Below are 19,259 nucleotides of genomic sequence, written 5' to 3' on the forward strand. Positions count from 1 at the left end.
CCCATTGCCGGAATCAAATACACATAGGAAATAAATGAGCATCCGATCAAAGCAGCTCTAAATTCTCACGACAAAAAAAGCGCGACAACAGCTTATTTATTTCAGACTAAAACACTCACCCATGCTGACAAGAAGAGCAATACAAAAACACCAATGCAAACTTTGACAAAAACCTTCCAACCCCCCCTTTAAAACTAAAGACAACAGGCCAACCGCTTTTAAAATAACCTCAAATCCTGTAACGCGCTGTCTTTAAACACTAGGTACTCACCCGCACAGGGTACAAACTGGCTTGGCATTATTTGAACCATGAAAATATTCGGCTTACCCAGCCGATGGCCGTCGTGGAGAGTTTATTCACCGTTCTTTTGACGAGCCCAGCCAAGCCGAAAGTGAGCGGGGCCGGAGCCGAGTCCGGAATCGGCTCAGGCTCAGGCTCAATGGTTGGTTCTGGTTCAGGAGCGGGTTCCACATTTGGTGCGACCGTCGGCCCAGGGGCGCTCCAGATCACATCCGTCTGCTTGATCTGGCCACGACTGAGGATCAGCAGATCAGCCTCGCCGCTCCCTGTCGTATCCACAGCCAGGCGGTAACGGCCTGTATTCGAATCATGACTGAGTATGGCGTCGCCCGCCTGGCCGCTGAACCGCTCGGAGAAGTTCAGGTCCTTGAGGCCTGCAGCTCGAAGCACACCGGAAACGTCGATCCGGTCGACACCACTAGTGAAGTCCTCAAGGGTGTCAGGCTTTTGTGGGGTAGAGTCACTGATGCGCTCATAAATGAAAGTGTCAGATCCAGCTCCCCCACGCAGCTTATCGCTGCCCTTGCCGCCTTTGAGGCGATTGTCGCCGTCGTTCCCTTTCAACGTATCGTCACCGTATCCGCCGATGGCATTTTCGATAACCACCCCTTTGGCAATGGAGACGTTTCCCCGCAGCCCACCCACATCCGAGAACGCCTCGGCATCGAGGTTGATGTTCTGGTTATGGGCAAACCCGGAAAAATCCAGCGTATCGTTGCCCGCGCCGTCCCAGACCGTGAAGACCGGCTTTTCAGTTGCACGCTTGAGGCTATAAACCTCACGACCGGCGTTGGAGTTGAAGCCATACGTGGTATCGGTATCTCGGGTCTTGGTGTTCTTTCCATAAAGCCTTTGAACCGCCGCAATATCATCCATCATGGGCGCACAGGGGCTTTGGTTGGCGAAGTTGTGCCCGGGTTGGTTGGTTTCCGCCCAGTAACTCATGACGCTGCGCGCTTTGGTGTCCTGTTTGTAGGCCGCAGAACTGCTGTAGCTGTGGCCCATGCCGTCGTAGTCGCCCGGATGGCTGAGCCCCAGGGTATGTCCCAGTTCATGGATCGCCAAACCCAGGAACGCGCTGCCTATCGCCGGCTTACCCCCGCCACCCCCGGTGCCTATATTGGCGGTGACCCGAGATTGAGACTGGTTAGGCATATACGCGTGACCAGACCAAGAACCCGCCACGCCATTGACCGTGATATGGCCATCGGTGTTCGAGCCATTTTCAACAAAGTTGATGTTTGTAACATCCGCCCAGTATTGCAAGGCTTCCCTGATACGCACCTTCTGAGGCTCGGTAAATCCTCCAACCAGGTTAAAACCAACAACGATTTTATTATCACCATTGCGATCATAAAACTTGCAACCTTCGCGTGTTATATGTTTTGCCGCTTGATCCGTATTAAAGGAGCGCTGTGTACCGACCCACTTTAAAACATCAATTTTATTCGAGCACGGTGGTTCGGACGGCAAAGAATCGGGGTGTGACAGGAAAGGATGTCTGACAGGGATCTGCATGCCATGAATACTCTTGGGCGTTGAGCACAATCCATAATGAATTTTCGATGCTGACCAATCCGTCGCCAGCCCGATAAAAGTCCCATAGATAAAAAGCGCCAGCCACCCAGACTTTATTGCAAGACCACTGCCTGAAAACCGCCGAACAACAAGCTGCCTTGACTGTTCTATTACAAACCGTCAACAAGCTGTTTTATAAAGAAAAAATACTTCGCAACAAGCGAGCAATCTATTGAGGTGAAAACATCAAGAAACCCACCCAAACACACCGGTAACTAGTGGAACACTCTCGTTACCCCTGCCTCACTTTCAACACGTCTGACGCCTACATTACGCAATGAACGCGGACGTCAGGCACATGCCGCGTCCCCGTGATCCAGGCAGCACAACAGGCGCTCGACGGTATGCTCAAGGGGGCCGGAGTTATCCAGCACGAATAATCCCGCGCCATTGCCGGCAATCAGCTCGGCGGTGAACCGCACGTTGCGCGCCAGGCGCTCTTCAATGTCCGCCAGCGACTCACGCCCGCGTGCGATGAGGCGTTCACGCAACACCGCTTGATCCACGGTCAGCAGCAACACCAACGAGGTCGGATAGCGTTCACGCGTCTGCGCCAGATGCGCTCGGGAGCCATTGACCAGCACATCCTCCCCCGCCGCCAGCCAGACGTCGATTTCCCTCGGGATGCCATAAGACAGCCCATTGGCCTGCCAACTCAGGGCAAATGCGCCCTCGTCCTGCATCGCGGCAAACTGCTGCGGGCTCACGCCCTGCGCCGCCTCGCCCACCGCCTCCGCCGAACGCGTGATCACGCGGCGCACAATGCGGCAGCCGCGCTCAAGCAAACGTGGGCGTGCGGCCTCCAGCAGGCTGTCCTTGCCCGAACCCGACGGCCCGATGAGATAGATCAACCTGCCCGCCATCAAAACACCCTCTTCGCTTGTCGCCAGACTGGCCTGGTAGTCGCTGGAAAGTATACCCAGCAATCCCCCGGCCGCCAGGCCGGCGGCGGCCACATTACCCGAGTGCGATACGCCGTGCACCCAGTTCGGTGCGCCCATCGGCATGATCATGTTCAGTGCTGATAGCCAAGTCGCTAGTACGCTTTTAGGGAGCGAATGCGAACCCGAAGAAACCCAAGCATTTTGCTCTGCATTGTTCGCTGCATGTATTTCTCAGGCATGACAAAGACCGATGAACGCGATCATCTCTATGTATTGGAAGCTACAGATAGATGCGCCCTAAACTCGAGGCTTTTTTGGTAAATATGTGAATTTGTAACAGCGATACAACATGAAACAAATACCCGATGGTCGCACCTCATTACAAACTATACAAAGTTCAGCACGTTCCTACATGGGAACGGTTTTCATCCTATAGTTACCGGTTAATTAGGGGTCTAGAACATGGAGTTCGACGTAATTGTAGTAGGGGCTGGAGCCATTGGCGGCTCTATCGCATATGAACTTGGCTCACGCGGCTTGAATGTTTGCCGAGTCGGTGAGACTGATCGCACCAACGCAGCGTCCAAGGCCGCTGGTGCAATGAATGGCTGCTTTGGCGAGGTCACCAGCGGACTCTTGGCCAGTGAACATGGCAAGCTCAAGCTAAATATGGACCGTCAGGCGCAGGACTTATGGCCTGCTTGGGCCGAACGCCTGGCTAACGCATCCGGCATCAGCAAGCAACTGTTCACCGCCCGAGGCACGCATGTTTTGCTAAACAGTGCCGGGATGGACGAGGTCGATACTGTCAACTACGAAGCGATCGAGCAAACACTGCGAGCTTATGAGGAATCGTTTGAGACCATTGATCCAAGAACGATGGAATGGCTCGCCCCAGACCATCTGGTGCGGCCCCTGCGCGGCCTGTTCATTCCCAATGAGCACGCCGTAAATTCCCACCTGCTGCTGGAAAAACTCGACGCAGCCTTACTGGCCACCAATGGCACCTTAATTAATCAGAATGCCATTCGAGTGCTTACCGAAGGTGGGGTCGCGACGGGGGTCGAGCTACTCGACGGACAAGTACTTTGGGGTAAAAAAGTTGTCGTCGCCGCGGGTGTTCAGTCGCTGGATCTGCTTAGTGATTTAGACTACGTGGTAAAAAAAATCCCTCCTCTGTTCAGCGGATATGGCGTCTCTATTCTTGTAAAGCTGCCGGAAGGCATGACACTGCCAAAGTCGGTAATCCGCACTCCTAATCGTGCGTTTGCCTGCGGCCTTCATTGCGTACCACGAGGTGAAGACGTGCTGTATCTGGGCGCGACCAATATCCTAGCCGAACGTCCCAAACACCATGCACTGGTCTCAGATGTGCAGTTTTTGCTCGATTGCGCAGTCGACCAGTTAAATCTCGATCTACATAGCGCTGAAATTATTTCGATTCAGGTGGGCAACCGTCCAATTCCAGCTGACGGTTTTCCATTGATTGGCGAGTGCGGTGTACAGGGGCTGTGGTTGGCTACTGGAACCTACCGTGACGGCTTGCACCAATCGCCTTTGCTGGCGACCTATATCGCTGACTGTTTGACAGACGTAAAGAGCACCGGATTGGACTTGAGCACCTTCCATCCTGTGCGCGCCCCACTGGCTGGTCTGGCTCGTGAGCTGACGGTCGGTGAAACCGTCAAGCAAATGTTTGCCACCGGTTATGAATATCGCTGGGACGTAAAACCTTACTGGTTGCCTATTCTTGATAAAGGACTTTCGAGTAATTACCAGCACCTGATTGATGAACTACACCCCACATTCACGCCGCCCCCAGAGTTGGTCGCCTTCTCCTATCTCTACGAATCCATGCGGGTGAAGCTGGCACAGTATTACAAGGAATGGTCATGAGTCTGGGTAAATTCGAGCGCGAGGCTATCGCTCAAGCCCGCGCTCAGTTGGAAGCGTCCGGTATCTGGGATCCGGATAATGACCTGAGCAGCCTGGTCGATCGTTTTATAGTGCGCACAGACAAGCAACGCGCACTTGATGAATTCAGACTGGCTGTCAGCGAGCGCTGTAATCGTATTCCCTTGGGGCATATTCTCGGCAGCGTAGAGTTTGATGAATTGCCATTGGTTGTCGGCAGCGGTGTGTTCGTCCCACGCCCACATAGCACTGTTATTCATAAATGGCTGGACGACACCAGACTGGCAACTGGAACTCGCGTTTTGGACCTTTGCGCCGGCAGCGGGGCGATCGGGCTGGCAATTGCTCGGCGCAGGCCAGACCTCGAGGTCACCTGCGTAGAGTTAGAAGAGGTAGCCGTAAGCTATCTCAAGCGCAACATAGCCCGGCTCTCAACCAAAAACGTGCATGTCAAAGCGATGCAGGCGGATATTTTTAACGTCAAAGCGTTTACCCGTTTCACCCACCAGGTGGGGCTCATAGTCGCCAACCCCCCCTATGTTCCCCAACTAGTTCAGCTACAGCCTGAATGGGGCGACCATCATCCTGTCGTGGCCGTTTACTCAGGTGCCGACGGCCTGGACCTGATACGTCGAATCAGTGAGCTGGCGATGACGTTACTAAGACCTGATGGGTGGCTGGTAATCGAGCATGGCGAGGATCAGGCATGCGCGGTCCGTAAGCTATTTAAACAACACCACCTGGGTGAAATCCAGACGGTCATTGACCGCCAGGCATCGGACAGTACGGGCACCTCAGTCATGACCGTTGGCAGGTTACCGAATACAGTTCAGGCAGAGGAATTTTGAGCAATGGATGCACAAACCAAACAAGATTGGATGACCATTCGCCGTGACAATACCAGCAGCGCCTTAGAAAGTGCTTACGCGGAGGGCCTTACAGGATTTACTGTCGTAAGCCGTGAGAACAAACGCATTACTTTGGCGCAGGGCGGCACGTTCACCGAGTTCGTCTCTTGTTCTTATCTGGGCCTGGAAACACACCCTGCACTGATCGAGGCGGCACACCGCGCTTTGGGCGATGTTGGTCTGCACTTGTCTTCATCGCGCAGTGCAATGCGCCCTGTTTATTTATCGCAACTGGAATCGCTCCTTAGCGAAATCTACAAAGACTGCGGTGTCAGTGTATTCACCTCGACCAGCAGTGTGCATCTAGGCGTACTGCCGCTGCTAGGCAGTAATTCGCTCAAAGGCTACCCGATCAGAAAGCGGGCGCACTGGTTGGTAGACAAAACCGCTCACGCATCGATGCAGGTACTACGAGGCGTTCTGCAGCAGTTTGGTGAGGTGTCCCGTGTTCAATCGACCGACCCGGAATCGATGAGCACCGCATTGAAAAACTGCTCTGAACGCCAGGAAACGCCGATTCTGCTGATCGACGGTATTGGCTCGATGAGCGGTTTGGTTCCTATCGCACAACTCTCGCACCAACTGGGAGCAGCCGGGGGATACCTGTATGTGGATGATGCTCATGGGATATCCATCGCAGGACGTCATGGCGCTGGTTACGCCCTTGCAGCCGTAGATAACCAACTGCCGCACAACATGATTCTGGCTGGTTCTCTCTCCAAAGCATTCGGAGGGGCTGGCGGGTTCGTGGTAGTGAGCGACCCACGAGATATTCCGTCAATTCAATCGCTGGCCAACCCGCTAGTTTTCGGTCACTCCATCATGGTGCCGATGCTGGCAGCCAACGTCGCGGCAGCGGAAATACACCTGAGTCACCAGATTGATAACCTGCAAAACAACCTGTGGGCCAACATACGTCTGTTCGACTCATTGACCCAGGATCGCCTGCTCAACGCCGGCGTTCAATCACCGGTCAGAGGCGCACTTTTCGACACGGAAGAAGATGGTCTGCAAGCGTGCCGGATCCTGCGAGACAACGGCATCCTGATGTTCCCGGTTTTCTATCCGATTATAGCTAAGGGAAAGGCCATGCTGCGTTTTGCCTTCTCGGCAAGCCACACACATCACGACATTCGACAACTGGCCTCATCCTTGAACGAGGTCACCCGTGCAGGCTTATGGAAAGCCACTCCGGCAAGCGTGACTACGGCCTGACGATTAATACGCGAGCCACCCGCCGTAAAAATCAAAGGAATGAAAAATGACACAAAATAAACAGATTTCACGGATAACTCCTTCCACCATTTTGCGCCCCAAACGTGATCAGCTGGACAGGATCAACAACCAGTTGGTGGAACTGCTTTGCGAACGCATGAATGTATGCATGGAGATTGCCGAACTCAAGGCCACCCACGACATACCTATGATGCAACCGCAACGTATTGTTCAGGTGTTGGATCAACTCAAGGATAAATCCTCGGAAGTCGGCTTGAGGACCGATTACGTTCAGTCGATTTTCAAGCTGATTATCGAAGAAACCTGCAGCCAAGAGGAGCAATTGATCCAACAACGAAGAAATCAGGGGCAGAGTTCATGAAAGTATTGCTGATTGATAACTTTGATTCTTTTACTCAGAACATCGCTCAATACCTGTATGAGGTCACAGGTGTTTGCGCCGAGGTCATCACCAATACCGTAGCCTATGAAAACCTGAAAATAGAACAATACGATGCCGTAGTACTTTCACCCGGCCCAGGACATCCGGGCGAATATCTGGATTTTGGCGTATGCGGAGAGGTTATCCTTCGCTCCCCGGTGCCGTTACTTGGTATTTGCCTTGGACATCAAGGCATCGCCCAGTTTCTCGGCGGAACGGTGGGTCACGCCCCCAACCCCGTGCACGGTTACCGGAGCAAAATCACCCATTCCGGCAGCGGTTTATTCCGCGATTTGCCAGAGCAGTTTGAAGTTGTCCGCTACCATTCGCTGATGTGTACTCATCTACCTCAGGAGCTACGCTGCACCGCGTGGACGGAGGGTGGTGTGGTGATGGCGATTGAGCACGAAAGCCGCCCGGTCTGGGGCGTTCAATTTCATCCCGAGTCCATCGATTCCGAGTACGGGCATGCCCTGCTGAGCAACTTCATCCGCATGGCACTCGACCACAATAGAAGCCATCGCACACGGATGAAGCAAGACTTGTCGAGTTCTCTATCGGCGAAAGAACATTACGTGGCTGTAGGCGGCTTACTCAATATGCAATTAGCCTATCGTACCCATTCTGGTTCGTTGGACTCACTGGCACTGTTCACAAAGCTCTACACCGATGATCGCCACGCGTTTTGGCTCGACAGTGAAAAATCGGAAAGACCCAACGCACGTTATTCAATTATGGGCAGTGGCGAGGGCCAGGGTTCTATTCGACTATCCTATGACGTCAACAACGAGTGCCTGACACTTGAAGGCCCTGAAGGCAGTCGGACTGTGACAGGTGACTTCTTCACATTGTTCGACCAAATCATGGGGGCGGTGAACGTCGCAGTCCCGCAATACCTTCCTTTTGAGTTCAAGGGTGGTTTCGTCGGGTACATGGGTTATGAGCTGAAAGCTCTGACCGGCGGGCAAAAGGTCCATCGCTCTGGTTATCCAGACGCCAGCTTTATGTTCGCCCCGCATTTCTTCGTCTTCGACCACCATGAACAGACAGTCTACGAATGCATGATAAGCGCGACAGGCCAGACGCCGGAGTGGCCCACGATATTGGCTTCAATTCCAGCCCCCCACAGCAACACAGATAAACCGCGCTTTGTGCCGGGCGCGGTAGATCAGCTTAAGCTGTCACTCGAAGATGGTCCCGATGATTACGTACGCAAGATCAAGCAGTCACTGCAATACATCACCGATGGCGAATCTTACGAAATATGCCTGACCAACCGAGCGAGAATGAACTACAGCGGTGCACCACTAGCGGCCTACCAACGGATGCGCGAAGCGAGTCCCGTGCCCTATGGCGCCTACTTATGTCTCGATAGCTTTTGCGTGCTGAGCGCCTCGCCCGAAACCTTTCTGAGAATTGATGAAGGCGGCCTAATCGAGTCTCGCCCAATCAAAGGCACTCGTACACGGGACAAGGACCCAGTTGAAGATCAGCGCTTGCGAGACGACTTGCAAGCCTCAACCAAGGATCGTGCTGAGAACCTTATGATTGTGGATTTAGTGCGCCATGATTTAAACCGGGTGTGCCGCTCAGGCAGTGTGCATGTGCCGCATATTTTTGCGGTGGAAAGTTTTTCCTCCGTACACCAACTCGTCTCCACTGTACGTGGGCATTTACGCAATGACATATCGACAATAGAGGCCATTAGGGCCTGCTTTCCAGGCGGATCAATGACTGGAGCACCGAAAAAACGCACGATGGAAATTATCGATGGGCTGGAGACTTGCGCACGCGGCGTCTACTCAGGTGCACTTGGCTGGATCTCATTCAGCGGCAGCTCAGAACTGAGCATTGTCATTCGTACGGCGGTATTGCACAAACAACAGGCTGAGTTCGGCATCGGCGGTGCAATTGTCGCTCACTCAGATCCGAATGAAGAGCTTGAAGAGACACTAATCAAAGCCAGCGTACCCTATTACAGTTTTTGCGCAGGGAGCGAAAAATGAATTCCAACACAGTAGTCGTATTGGGAGGCTCCGGCCTCATCGGCTCGATGATCAGCCGTATTCTCAAACAATATGGGTACTTCGTGCGAGTCGTAGATCGTCGGCCCGCGCCGTTTGAGTGTGAGTATCACGAACTGGATGTGACCCAACCATTCAGTAATACGGGAGCTATTTTTCATAATGCCACCGCAGTCGTTTTCGCACTGCCGGAAAGCGCTGCGGTAAACGCTATTCCCTGGGTGACAAGCTTCCTTTCATCCGAGGTAGTGCTAATACCCACCTGCTCGGTACAGAGTCCCTTTTATAAGGCGTTGAAAGCTGCAGCGCCGCAGCAACAGTTTGCTGGCGTGAATCCGATGTTTTCGCCAAAACTGTCCGTCCAGGGGCGCACGGTGGCAGTCTGCGTGGAAGACACGCAAGCCCCGCAAACCTTCATCGAGCGTCACCTGATGGAAGCCGGGATGAAGATCCGCCGAATGACGCCAGCCGCACATGACGAACTGATGGCTTTGTGCCAGGCATTACCTCATGCAGCCATAATCGGATTCGGTATGGCGCTAGCCAAATCCTCCGTAGACCTAGACACAATGGCCGAAGTCATGCCCCCCCCGATGCGCACCATGATGGCTCTGCTTTCACGGATATTGGTTAACCCACCGGAAGTTTATTGGGACATTCAACTGGAAAACAACGAAGCAACTGCCCAGCGTGCAGCGTTAGTCCACGGCTTGGAGTGCCTGCAGAAAAACGTCATTGAAAGAGACTACGAGCAGTTCGAGAGTGACTTACAGTCTATTTCAAATGCTTTAGGCACACGTTTGAATGCGGGTGCGGTGGACTGCCAGCATCTGTTTTCACTATTGAATTGAAAAATGACTTTGCCAATGGATGGGGAAGTTCTTCCGTGCAATCCGCAATGTATAAATCTATGAATTTTTCAAGAAGGAGCCGGTGATGTCTTTAGCGGCTGATGAAGTAAAACGACAAACCCGGTCTCGGCGGTGGTTGGCTCTAGCGATATTGATGCTACCGGTCTTGCTGGTGACCGTGGATAACACGGTCTTGGGCTTCGCACTGCCAAAAATCGCTGAGGCGTTACACCCTAGCGCCAGCCAGCAGTTATGGATGATTGATGCCTATTCACTGGTATTGGCAGGATTGCTGATTACCATGGGTAGCCTGGGTGATCGCAAAGGCCATCGAAAACTGCTGTTGATCGGGTCACTGGGGTTTACCGTCGTTTCAGTCATGACAGCTTACTCTCACACTGCCTCCCAACTGATCGTGGGACGTGCCTGTATGGGGATCTTCGGTGCCATGTTGATGCCTTCGACATTGGCGTTGATTCGGTCACTCTTCGAAGACCGGGAAGAGCGGCGCATGGCCGTGGCTATCTGGGCGACAACGTTGACGGTCGGTTCTGCGCTTGGACCTTTGGTTGGTGGCGTTCTGCTCGAGTTCTTTGCCTGGGGATCGATTTTTCTACTGGCGGTACCGGTGCTGGTGCCCTTATTAGTGCTCGGCCCCTGGCTGTTGCCTGAGTCGGAGCCCGATGCTTCCGGGCCTATGGACGCCATCAGTACTGTGCAATCCATCGTGGCGCTCAGTGCTCTGGTGTATAGCATCAAGCATATCGCCAGCGATGCTCTGGATGTGTCCGCGCTGGTGGCCTTCGGCGTTGCAGTGGTTATCGGTTGGCAATTCGTACGCCGCCAATTGCACCTGTCGACGCCGTTGATGGACCTGGGCCTGTTTCGCAACAAGACGTTCAGCGGGTCGGTGACGATTAATCTGATGAGCTTGGCTTTCCTGATAGGTTTTGTATTTTTCTCCACTCAATTCCTGCAAATCGTTCTGCAAATGTCCCCCCTTAGCGCCAGTATCGCGCTGATTCCGGGTCAGATCATGGCAATTGCGGTGGGCATCCTGATAGTCCCGGTCGCGCAGCGAGTATCGGTCAATGTCCTGATTCCCATCCTGCTGGCCTTTACTGCCGGCGCATTTTTGTTGGTTGCAGGCCTGGGCAGTAGTTTGACGGTGATTGTGGCGGCGTTTGCATTGCTGAACATTGGCGTTGGTGCAATCGCTACTGTCTCCAACGACGTGATTCTGTCGGCCGTCCCACCCACCAAAGCCGGAGCAGCATCAGCCATCAGCGAAACCGCCTATGAAGTCGGGGTAGTGCTCGGCACCACCCTGCTCGGAGGCCTTGTCACCGCCTATTACCGCGGCACATTGCAATTACCCGACTTCCTGACGCCCATGCAGATAAGCCTGGCAAGCGAGACATTGGCAGGCGCTCATGCGGTATCAGCCACATTGGTGGGAGATCAGGCCAGTGAATTGATGAACAGTGCCACGCAGGCATTTGAGGGAGGTACTCACCTGATGGCCTGGACCACCTTCAGTTTGGCGGTGCTGGCCATCGTCGTCGCTAGGTGTACGCTGAAGGCTCGTCAGACAGCGACATAGAGTCGGAACCAGAAGTACTCCCACATTTGCCCTGCGGTGACCGGCAAAGTGGATTTCAAACCCATGAAAAAGGCGACCCGAAGGTCGCCTTTTGTCATTGCGCGTACTGCTTGCTCAACCCTGGCGGCACGCCGTGCACATCGGTTTCTTCCCAGGGGCCGTTCGGGCTGATCGAACGACTCCAGCCGTTGCTCCAGCGGTAGTAGGTGCGCTGGCGATAGAAGGTGTCGGGCTGGTCGTCGAGTACGTAGACCTGCATCTTGCCATCCCAGTGGCTGGCGGCGCCCGGTGGCGGGGCGAACGTCGGCGATTTGCTGGGCTGTGGTTTGGGGGCCGGAGTGACTGGGCCGGACGGCTTGGTGCTCGGTTGGGTCGATGGGCCTGACGGTGGGATCGTCGGGCCGGTGGGCGCTGGAGGGGGCCGGTGGACCGCACAGGCGCTCAGGCCGAGTACCAGGCTGAGCAAGGTGATGCGTGCAAATGCGGTCATGGCGTTTCCTCGAATTACGGGTTCGGACTGTCGATGGTCAGTTGCTGCAGCGCAGTGGTGCTGCTGGCCAAGGGTTGGCTGCGGCCGATCCACTCACCGGCGGTGGCAACACCCGCCCGGGATATGCGCGCAACCAGTTGGACTTCGGGGAAGTTCGACAGTTTCAACTGCGGCATCATCGCGTCGGCGTCGCCCAGTTCGACGGTAATCGGAAGCTCAGCCACCGTGACGCGTTTGGCCGCCAAGGGCGCCGGCGGGCCGGAGACGGCGCGGGCGAAGATGAACACGCTGTCGGTAGGCAGGGCCTTGGCCTTCACCTCGGGCGACACATCCACACGCACTCTCATCACCGCCTTGGGTGCGACGGCGCTACCGCTTTCTTTCAGCTTTTCGGCAGCACGGTCAATCCCGCCTTGCAGCGCGGCGCGAGAGTTGTCTTGCGCCGGTAGTTGCGCCAGCAGGCGGCTCCAGTAGTCGATAGCCTCCTGATAACGCTGGCCTTCAAAGGCTGCGATACCCAACAGGCCCAGGCTGGTGACCTCCTTGGGATCTTGCTTCAACGCTTCGTCGGTCAGGGCTTGAACCTTGGGCGACCACTGTTTGTTGTCGGCAAAGTACTGCGCCTGCGCCCACTGGCCGAGCAGTTCGGGCTGGCGACCGGCCAGGGCCACGGTGCGCTCGAAGACTTTCGCGGCATCGGCGGAGCGATCCTGCGCCATGTAGGCGCGACCGAGGAAGTACAGACCTTCGGCCGAGTCCGGCTGGGCCGCCGCGGCGCGCTCCAGGCGCTGGGTCATGTCTTCCATGGACACCGGCGGCTGGGAGAATTCGCGGGTCAATTCGACCTTGTCGCTGGCACCGAAGTGCAGGTAGAGGCTGATGCCCAGCACCGGGACCAGAAGCGCGGCGAGTAATGGCAGTGGCTTGCCCAGGCGCGACTCACGGGTTTTTTCCGCGCCTTCGGTGTCAGCCAGCAATTCACGGGCCGCCTCCGCACGGCCGGCATCGAGTTGCGCGGCATTGAGCACGCCTTCGGCCTGCTGCACTTGCAGTTCGGCAACACGCTCCTGGTACAACGCCACATTCAACGCGGTGCGATCCTCCTCACGCTGGGCACGGCGGCCGCGCAACACAGGGATCAACAGGAAACTCAGGGCAATCAGAAGCAGCAAGCCGGCTGCGAGCCAGAAATCAATCATCAGTCTTGGTGTCCAGCAATTGGTCGAGACGTTTACGCTCTTCAGGCGACAGTGCGTCGCTGCCATCAATCGGCGCGGCGCGGCGGCGGCGCACGATCACCGCCATGACGACCACACCGGCCAGCAACAGCCCGGCGGGGCCGAACCAGAGCAGTGCGGTCTTGCCGGTGAGGGCCGGTTTGTAACGCACAAAATCACCGTAGCGATCGACCATGAAGTCAATGATCTGCTGGTTGTCCTTGCCCTCCCCCAGCATGCGGAAAATTTCTTTACGCAGGTCGGCGGCGATCGGTGCATTGGAATCGGCGATGTCCTGGTTCTGGCACTTGGGGCAGCGCAGTTCCTTGGTCAGGTCGCGGAAACGCTCGCGCTCGGCATCATTGGCGAACTCGTAGGTATCGATGGCGGCATGGGCCACACCTGCCAGCCCGAGTGCCAGCACAGCGGCGGTCAACCAGCGCTTCATGGCTTGGCCTCATCGACCAGGGCCTGGTACTTGGCGGCCAGTTGCTCACGCCACACGACTTCGTCGATCACGCCGACGTATTTGTCGCGGATCACGCCCTTGGCATCGATGAAGAAGGTTTCCGGAGCGCCATACACGCCGAGGTTGAGGCCGAGGTTGCCGTCTTCGTCGCGGATATCCAGCTGGTACGGGTTGTGGAACTCCGCCAGCCACTTCAAGGCCGCCGCATTGTCGTCCTTGTAATTGATGCCGTAGATCACCACGCCCTTCTCGGCCAGCTTGTTCAGCACCGGGTGTTCAACGCGGCAGGAGATGCACCAGGTACCCCACACGTTGACCAGCGCCGGCTTGCCCAGCAGGTCGGCCTGGGTCAGGGTCTTGTCGCCCTGCACCGTCGGCAAGCTGAACGCCGGGAACGGCTTGCCGATCATCGCCGAGGGCAGCTCGGCCGGGTCCAGGTACAAGCCGCGATACAGGAACACCGCCACCACCAGAAATGCCGCCAGCGGCAACACCATCAACCAACGCTTCATACCGCCGCTCCCTGCAGGCCGAGGGCTTCGCGCACCCGGCTCTTGACCTTGACCCGATAGCGCCGGTCCAGCGCGGCAAGCAAACCACCGAACCCGGTGAGCAAACCGCCAAACCAGATCCAGCGCACAAACGGCTTCACATGCACGCGCACCGCCCAGGCACCCTCACCCAGGGGTTCACCCAGCGCCACATAGAGGTCGCGGGTGAAACCAGCGTCGATACCCGCTTCAGTCATCATCGAACTCTGCACGGTATACAAGCGTTTTTCCGGGTGCAGCACAGCCACTTCGCGGCCGTTGCGCACGACGCGCACGGTGCCTTTATCCGAGGTGAAGTTCGGGCCTTCGAAGTGCTTGGCGCCCTCGAAAATAAAGTGGTAACCGGCCAGGTCCATGGCCTCGCCCGGCGCCAGGCGCAGGTCGCGCTCGGCGCTGTTCTGGCTGGACAACACCACGCCCAGGGCGCACACGGCGATGCCGATGTGGGCGATCTGCATGCCCCAGTAGCTACGGGTCAGCGTCGGCAAGCCCTTGATCAAACCTTTGTGGCGGGTCTTGTCGAAGATATCGCGCACACCCGCCAGCAACACCCAGGCCGCCAGCAGGAAGGTGGCGAGCACCGCCCAGTTGAAGTCGCCGTAGGCAATACCGGCGATCACCGCCAGGGCCACACTGCCCAGCAGCACCGGCATCAGCATGCCGGCCAGCCATTTGACGGGTGTGTCCTTCCAGCGCACCAGCACGCCAACCGCCATCACCACCATCAGCAGGCCCATCAGCGGGATAAACAACGCATTGAAATACGGCGGGCCGACGGACAGCTTGGCGCCGCTCAAGGCATCCAGCACCAACGGGTACAGCGTGCCGAGCAGGATCATCGAGGCGGCCACCACCAACACCAGGTTATTGCCCAGCAGCAGGGTTTCGCGCGACCACAGGTTGAAACCCACCTGGCTCTTGACCACTGGCGCGCGCAGGGCGAACAGCGTGAGTGAACCACCGACCACGAACAGCAGGAAGATCAGGATGAATACGCCGCGCGCTGGGTCGGACGCAAACGCATGCACCGAAGTCAGCACGCCCGAACGCACGAGGAAAGTACCGAGCAGGCTGAGGGAAAATGCGGCGATCGCCAGCAGCACGGTCCAGCTTTTGAACACGCCGCGTTTTTCAGTGACGGCCAGGGAGTGAATCAGCGCAGTGCCCACCAGCCAGGGCATGAAGGAGGCGTTTTCCACCGGGTCCCAGAACCACCAGCCGCCCCAGCCGAGTTCGTAGTAGGCCCACCATGAACCGAGGGTGATGCCGATCCCGAGGAAGGCCCACGCAACAATGGTCCATGGTCGCGACCAGCGCGCCCAGGCAGCATCGAGGCGCCCGCCGAGCAAGGCGGCGATGGCAAACGCGAAGGCCACCGAGAAGCCGACATAACCCATATAGAGCATCGGCGGGTGCACGATCAGGCCGATGTCCTGCAGCAGTGGGTTGAGGTCGCGACCGTCCACCGGGATCTGCGGCAGGATGCGGCTGAACGGGTTGGAAGTCATGATCAGGAACAGCAGGAAACCCACGCTGATCATGCCCATCACTGCCAGCACGCGGGCCAGCATCACTTGCGGCAGTTGGCGCGAGAACACCGACACGGCGAACGTCCAGCCGCCGAGGATCAATGCCCACAGCAGCAGCGAACCTTCGTGGGCGCCCCATACGGCACTGAACTTGTAGTACCAGGGCAGAGCGCTGTTGGAGTTATTGGCCACATAGGCGACGGAAAAATCGTCGGTCATGAAGGCGTAGGTCAGGCAGCCAAACGCAAACACCAGGAAGGCAAACTGGCCCCAGGCGGCCGGCTGCGCCAGGCTCATCCACAGGCGATCGCCGCGCCATGCACCGAGCAACGGCACCACGGCCTGCACGATGGCAAAGCACAGGGCGAGGATCATCGACAACTGGCCCAGCTCCGGAATAAACAGTGCGGACGTCATCACTTATCCCTCCTTGGCAGGCTGTGAATTAGAGCTTGGGGCGGATTGACCACTGTCTTTCAAGGCCTTGGTCACTTCCGGCGGCATGTATTTCTCATCGTGCTTGGCCAGCACTTCATCGGCCACCACCACGCCGTCGGCGTTGAGTTTGCCCAGGGCGACAATGCCCTGGCCTTCGCGGAACAGGTCCGGAAGGATGCCGCGGTAGGTAATGGTCACGGCCTTGTTGAAGTCGGTGACCACGAAGGTCACGTCGAGGGAGTCGGCAGAGCGTTTCAGCGAGCCTTTTTCCACCATGCCGCCGGCGCGGATACGCGTGTCCTGCGGCGCTTCGCCATTGGCGATCTGGGTCGGGGTGTAGAACAGGTTGATGTTCTGCTGCAGGGCGCTCAAGGCCAGGGCCACGGCGATGCCGACGCCGGCCAGGATGGCAAGGATGATCAACAGACGTTTTCTACGCAGCGGATTCACTTATCGGTCTCCCGGCGCAGACGACGCGCCTCTTGTTGCAGGTAACGCTTGCGGGCCAGAACTGGCGCGGCAACGTTGAGGGCCAGCACCGCCAGGCAGATGCCGTAGGCCGTCCAGACATACAGGCCATGGTGGCCCATGGCGAGAAAATCACTGAAAGAAGCAAAGCTCATCCACGCGCTCCCAGGCAGGCTTGCACTTCGGCCTTGACCCAACTGGCGCGGGCCTCACGCTTGAGCACTTCAAGGCGCATGCGCATCAAGAGCACGGCACCGAAGAAACAGTAAAACCCCAGCACCATCAGCAGCAACGGCGCCCACATTTCCACGGGCATCGCCGGCTTTTCGGTGAGGGTGAACGTGGCGCCCTGGTGCAGGGTGTTCCACCACTCGACCGAGTACTTGATGATGGGGATGTTGATCACGCCGACAATCGCCAGCACCGCACAGGCCTTGGCGGCGCTGTCACGATTGCTGATCGCATTGCCCAGCGCAATCAGACCGAAGTACAGGAACAGCAGGATCAACATGGACGTTAGTCGCGCATCCCACACCCACCACGAGCCCCAGGTCGGTTTGCCCCAGATCGCGCCCGTGACCAGCGCCACGGCGGTCATCCATGCGCCGATGGGCGCAGCACATTGCAGGGCGACGTCCGCCAGTTTCATCTTCCACACCAGGCCGACGATGCCGCACACCGCCAGCATCACGTAGCAGGACTGGGCCAGCATCGCAGCGGGTACATGGATATAGATGATGCGAAAGCTGTTGCCTTGCTGATAGTCCGGCGGCGCGAAAGCCAGGCCCCAGACCAGGCCGACGCCGATCAGCAAGAGGGCGGCGATGCTCAACCACGGCAGCAGCTTGCCGCTGATGCCATAAAACCATTTGGGCGAGCCGAGCTTGTGAAACCAGGTCCAGTTCATTGCTGTTTCCATCACGGTGGCTTCCCGTCGTAGCGGGACGCTCAGGGTCTTTACTGGTCAAGGGTATGACGCGCTCAACCAGACCTCATTATTCGCCGACGCTGATCTTCAGGCCGGCGGCTATAGCAAAGGGTGTCAGGGTTACCGCCAGGGCGGTCAGGCTCCCCAGCCACAGAAGGTAACCGGTCGCCGGCATCCCCATGAGCGCGGCTTGCAGAGCGCCGCTGCCCAGGATCAACACCGGGATATACAAAGGCAGAATCAACAGGGCCAGCAACAGGCCACCCCGCTTCAAACCGACAGTCAACGCTGCGCCCACCGCCCCCAACAGGCTGAGCACCGGCGTACCGAGCAACAAGGATAGAAGCAATACCGGCAGGCACTCCACGGGCAGCCCCAGCATCATCGCCAGCAACGGGGAGAGCAAGACTAGCGCCAGGCCGGAAAAAACCCAGTGTGCCAGCACCTTGGCCAGTACCAGAAGTGGCAGGGGGTGCGACGAAAGGACCCACTGTTCCAGGGAACCGTCTTCGAAATCACTGCGAAACAGCCCGTCCAGCGAGAGCAGGACGGACAAAAGCGCAGCCACCCACACCAGGCCCGGAGACAAGGTTTGCAACAGTTTAGTCTCGGGGCCGACCGCCAGCGGAAACAAGGCAATCACGATGGCGAAGAACACCAGCGGGTTGGCCAGTTCGGCTGGGCGACGGCACAGCAGCCGGGCTTCACGCGCAACCAACAGGGCGAACACACTCATAGCGACCACCGCCCCAAATCCAGCTCACGATAACCGGCCGGCAGGCGGGCCAGGGTGTGGTGCGTGGTCAGCACGACCAGACCGCCCTGCTCACAGTGCCGGGCCAGATGCTCTTCGAGTTGGGCGACGCCTTGTTTGTCGAGGGCGGTGAAGGGTTCATCGAGAATCCACAGCGGCGGGCCGGGCAGATATAAACGCGCCAGGGCCACGCGGCGCTGCTGGCCGGCAGACAGGGTGTGGCAAGGCACGTCTTCAAAACCCTTGAGGCCGACCGCCGCCAAGGCCTGCCAGATGGCGTCGCGGGAGGCCGGGTGATGCAGGGCACTGAGCCAGCTGAGATTTTCTTCAGCGCTGAGCACATCCTTGATACCGGCGGCGTGGCCGATCCACACGAGGTTGCGCGCCAGCGTGCTGCGTTGTTCGTTGAGGGGCTTGCCGTTGAGACGGACCTCGCCGGCCGTCGGCTGCATCAAGCCGGCCAGCAGGCGCAGTAAACTGGTCTTGCCACTGCCATTGGGGCCGCTGATTTGCACCATGTCGCCGCCCGTCAGCCGCAGTTCGAGGTGTTCGAACAGCAGGCGCAGGTCGCGTTCACAGGCAAGCGCTACGGCTTCAAGAAGAGGGCTGGTCAAGAGATCGCGGGCCTTTACGGTTCAAGTCGGCGGTGCAGCGGCCGTTATAGAGAGATGCACAATAACGGCTTTGGCGACCGA

General features: G+C 57.3%; 19 protein-coding genes. 7 read left to right on the plus strand and 12 right to left on the minus strand.

Going from position 1 to position 19,259, the window contains the following annotated elements; translation table 11 throughout:
• Positions 1-298: 298 nt before the first annotated feature.
• Both MJP36_RS21535 and phnN read right to left on the minus strand, forming a co-directional pair.
• Positions 299-1,819: a M10 family metallopeptidase C-terminal domain-containing protein gene (locus MJP36_RS21535; RefSeq protein ID WP_244383973.1), complete on the minus strand. Its 1,521-nt coding sequence runs from the start codon at positions 1,817-1,819 to the stop codon at positions 299-301.
• 350 nt (positions 1,820-2,169) lie between these two features.
• Complete coding sequence (phnN, locus tag MJP36_RS21540) at positions 2,170-2,742, minus strand: phosphonate metabolism protein/1,5-bisphosphokinase (PRPP-forming) PhnN (protein ID WP_161548883.1); 573 nt, start codon at positions 2,740-2,742, stop codon at positions 2,170-2,172.
• 483 nt (positions 2,743-3,225) lie between these two features.
• On the opposite strand from phnN, the gene MJP36_RS21545 reads away from it, so the two are divergent.
• From MJP36_RS21545 to MJP36_RS21575, 7 genes are all read left to right on the plus strand, one after another.
• Complete coding sequence (locus MJP36_RS21545) at positions 3,226-4,659, plus strand: NAD(P)/FAD-dependent oxidoreductase (protein WP_244383974.1); 1,434 nt, start codon at positions 3,226-3,228, stop codon at positions 4,657-4,659.
• Positions 4,656-5,525, plus strand: a complete 870-nt coding sequence (locus MJP36_RS21550; RefSeq protein ID WP_244383975.1) for a N5-glutamine methyltransferase family protein — start codon at positions 4,656-4,658, stop codon at positions 5,523-5,525. Before MJP36_RS21545 ends, MJP36_RS21550 begins: the two co-directional genes overlap by 4 nt.
• Positions 5,526-5,528: 3 nt before the next feature.
• Complete coding sequence (locus tag MJP36_RS21555) at positions 5,529-6,800, plus strand: aminotransferase class I/II-fold pyridoxal phosphate-dependent enzyme (RefSeq protein WP_244383976.1); 1,272 nt, start codon at positions 5,529-5,531, stop codon at positions 6,798-6,800.
• 46 nt (positions 6,801-6,846) lie between these two features.
• On the plus strand, positions 6,847-7,182 hold the full coding sequence (locus MJP36_RS21560) for a chorismate mutase (RefSeq protein WP_244383977.1): 336 nt from the start codon (positions 6,847-6,849) through the stop codon (positions 7,180-7,182).
• Positions 7,179-9,248: an aminodeoxychorismate synthase component I gene (gene pabB, locus MJP36_RS21565; RefSeq protein ID WP_244383978.1), complete on the plus strand. Its 2,070-nt coding sequence runs from the start codon at positions 7,179-7,181 to the stop codon at positions 9,246-9,248. The genes MJP36_RS21560 and pabB overlap by 4 nt, the downstream gene beginning before the upstream one ends.
• On the plus strand, positions 9,245-10,117 hold the full coding sequence (locus tag MJP36_RS21570) for a prephenate dehydrogenase dimerization domain-containing protein (protein ID WP_244383979.1): 873 nt from the start codon (positions 9,245-9,247) through the stop codon (positions 10,115-10,117). Before pabB ends, MJP36_RS21570 begins: the two co-directional genes overlap by 4 nt.
• Before the next feature lie 85 nt (positions 10,118-10,202).
• Entirely contained in the window at positions 10,203-11,720 is a 1,518-nt protein-coding gene (locus MJP36_RS21575; protein ID WP_244383980.1) for an MFS transporter, read from the plus strand.
• Between the two features lie 94 nt (positions 11,721-11,814).
• Here the strand turns inward: MJP36_RS21575 and MJP36_RS21580 are convergent, their stop codons facing one another.
• The 10 genes from MJP36_RS21580 to ccmA all read right to left on the minus strand — a co-directional run bounded on the left by MJP36_RS21580 (position 11,815) and on the right by ccmA (position 19,178).
• The gene (locus MJP36_RS21580; protein WP_060753302.1) at positions 11,815-12,210 is read right to left on the minus strand and encodes a hypothetical protein; all 396 of its coding nucleotides are present in this window, start codon (positions 12,208-12,210) and stop codon (positions 11,815-11,817) included.
• 14 nt (positions 12,211-12,224) lie between these two features.
• Positions 12,225-13,409: a c-type cytochrome biogenesis protein CcmI gene (gene ccmI, locus MJP36_RS21585; RefSeq protein ID WP_090365982.1), complete on the minus strand. Its 1,185-nt coding sequence runs from the start codon at positions 13,407-13,409 to the stop codon at positions 12,225-12,227.
• Positions 13,402-13,875: a cytochrome c-type biogenesis protein gene (locus tag MJP36_RS21590; protein WP_090365984.1), complete on the minus strand. Its 474-nt coding sequence runs from the start codon at positions 13,873-13,875 to the stop codon at positions 13,402-13,404. The genes ccmI and MJP36_RS21590 overlap by 8 nt, the downstream gene beginning before the upstream one ends.
• Entirely contained in the window at positions 13,872-14,408 is a 537-nt protein-coding gene (locus MJP36_RS21595) for a DsbE family thiol:disulfide interchange protein (RefSeq protein WP_008434782.1), read from the minus strand. Before MJP36_RS21595 ends, MJP36_RS21590 begins: the two co-directional genes overlap by 4 nt.
• The gene (locus MJP36_RS21600) at positions 14,405-16,393 is read right to left on the minus strand and encodes a heme lyase CcmF/NrfE family subunit (protein WP_090365987.1); all 1,989 of its coding nucleotides are present in this window, start codon (positions 16,391-16,393) and stop codon (positions 14,405-14,407) included. Before MJP36_RS21600 ends, MJP36_RS21595 begins: the two co-directional genes overlap by 4 nt.
• A gap of 3 nt (positions 16,394-16,396) precedes the next feature.
• Positions 16,397-16,864 carry a cytochrome c maturation protein CcmE gene (gene ccmE, locus MJP36_RS21605; protein ID WP_104995914.1) on the minus strand — a complete coding sequence of 156 codons (468 nt, stop codon included), beginning with the start codon at positions 16,862-16,864 and terminating at the stop codon, positions 16,397-16,399.
• The gene (gene ccmD, locus MJP36_RS21610) at positions 16,861-17,037 is read right to left on the minus strand and encodes a heme exporter protein CcmD (protein WP_060753296.1); all 177 of its coding nucleotides are present in this window, start codon (positions 17,035-17,037) and stop codon (positions 16,861-16,863) included. The genes ccmE and ccmD overlap by 4 nt, the downstream gene beginning before the upstream one ends.
• Positions 17,034-17,789 carry a heme ABC transporter permease gene (locus MJP36_RS21615; RefSeq protein WP_060753295.1) on the minus strand — a complete coding sequence of 252 codons (756 nt, stop codon included), beginning with the start codon at positions 17,787-17,789 and terminating at the stop codon, positions 17,034-17,036. Before MJP36_RS21615 ends, ccmD begins: the two co-directional genes overlap by 4 nt.
• Before the next feature lie 88 nt (positions 17,790-17,877).
• Positions 17,878-18,546: a heme exporter protein CcmB gene (ccmB, locus tag MJP36_RS21620; protein WP_014717701.1), complete on the minus strand. Its 669-nt coding sequence runs from the start codon at positions 18,544-18,546 to the stop codon at positions 17,878-17,880.
• Positions 18,543-19,178 carry a cytochrome c biogenesis heme-transporting ATPase CcmA gene (gene ccmA / locus MJP36_RS21625; protein ID WP_104995911.1) on the minus strand — a complete coding sequence of 212 codons (636 nt, stop codon included), beginning with the start codon at positions 19,176-19,178 and terminating at the stop codon, positions 18,543-18,545. Before ccmA ends, ccmB begins: the two co-directional genes overlap by 4 nt.
• Between the last annotated feature and the right edge of the window lie 81 nt (positions 19,179-19,259).

Source organism: Pseudomonas palleroniana (assembly GCF_022836895.1).
In the GTDB taxonomy this organism is placed as follows: domain Bacteria; phylum Pseudomonadota; class Gammaproteobacteria; order Pseudomonadales; family Pseudomonadaceae; genus Aquipseudomonas; species Aquipseudomonas palleroniana.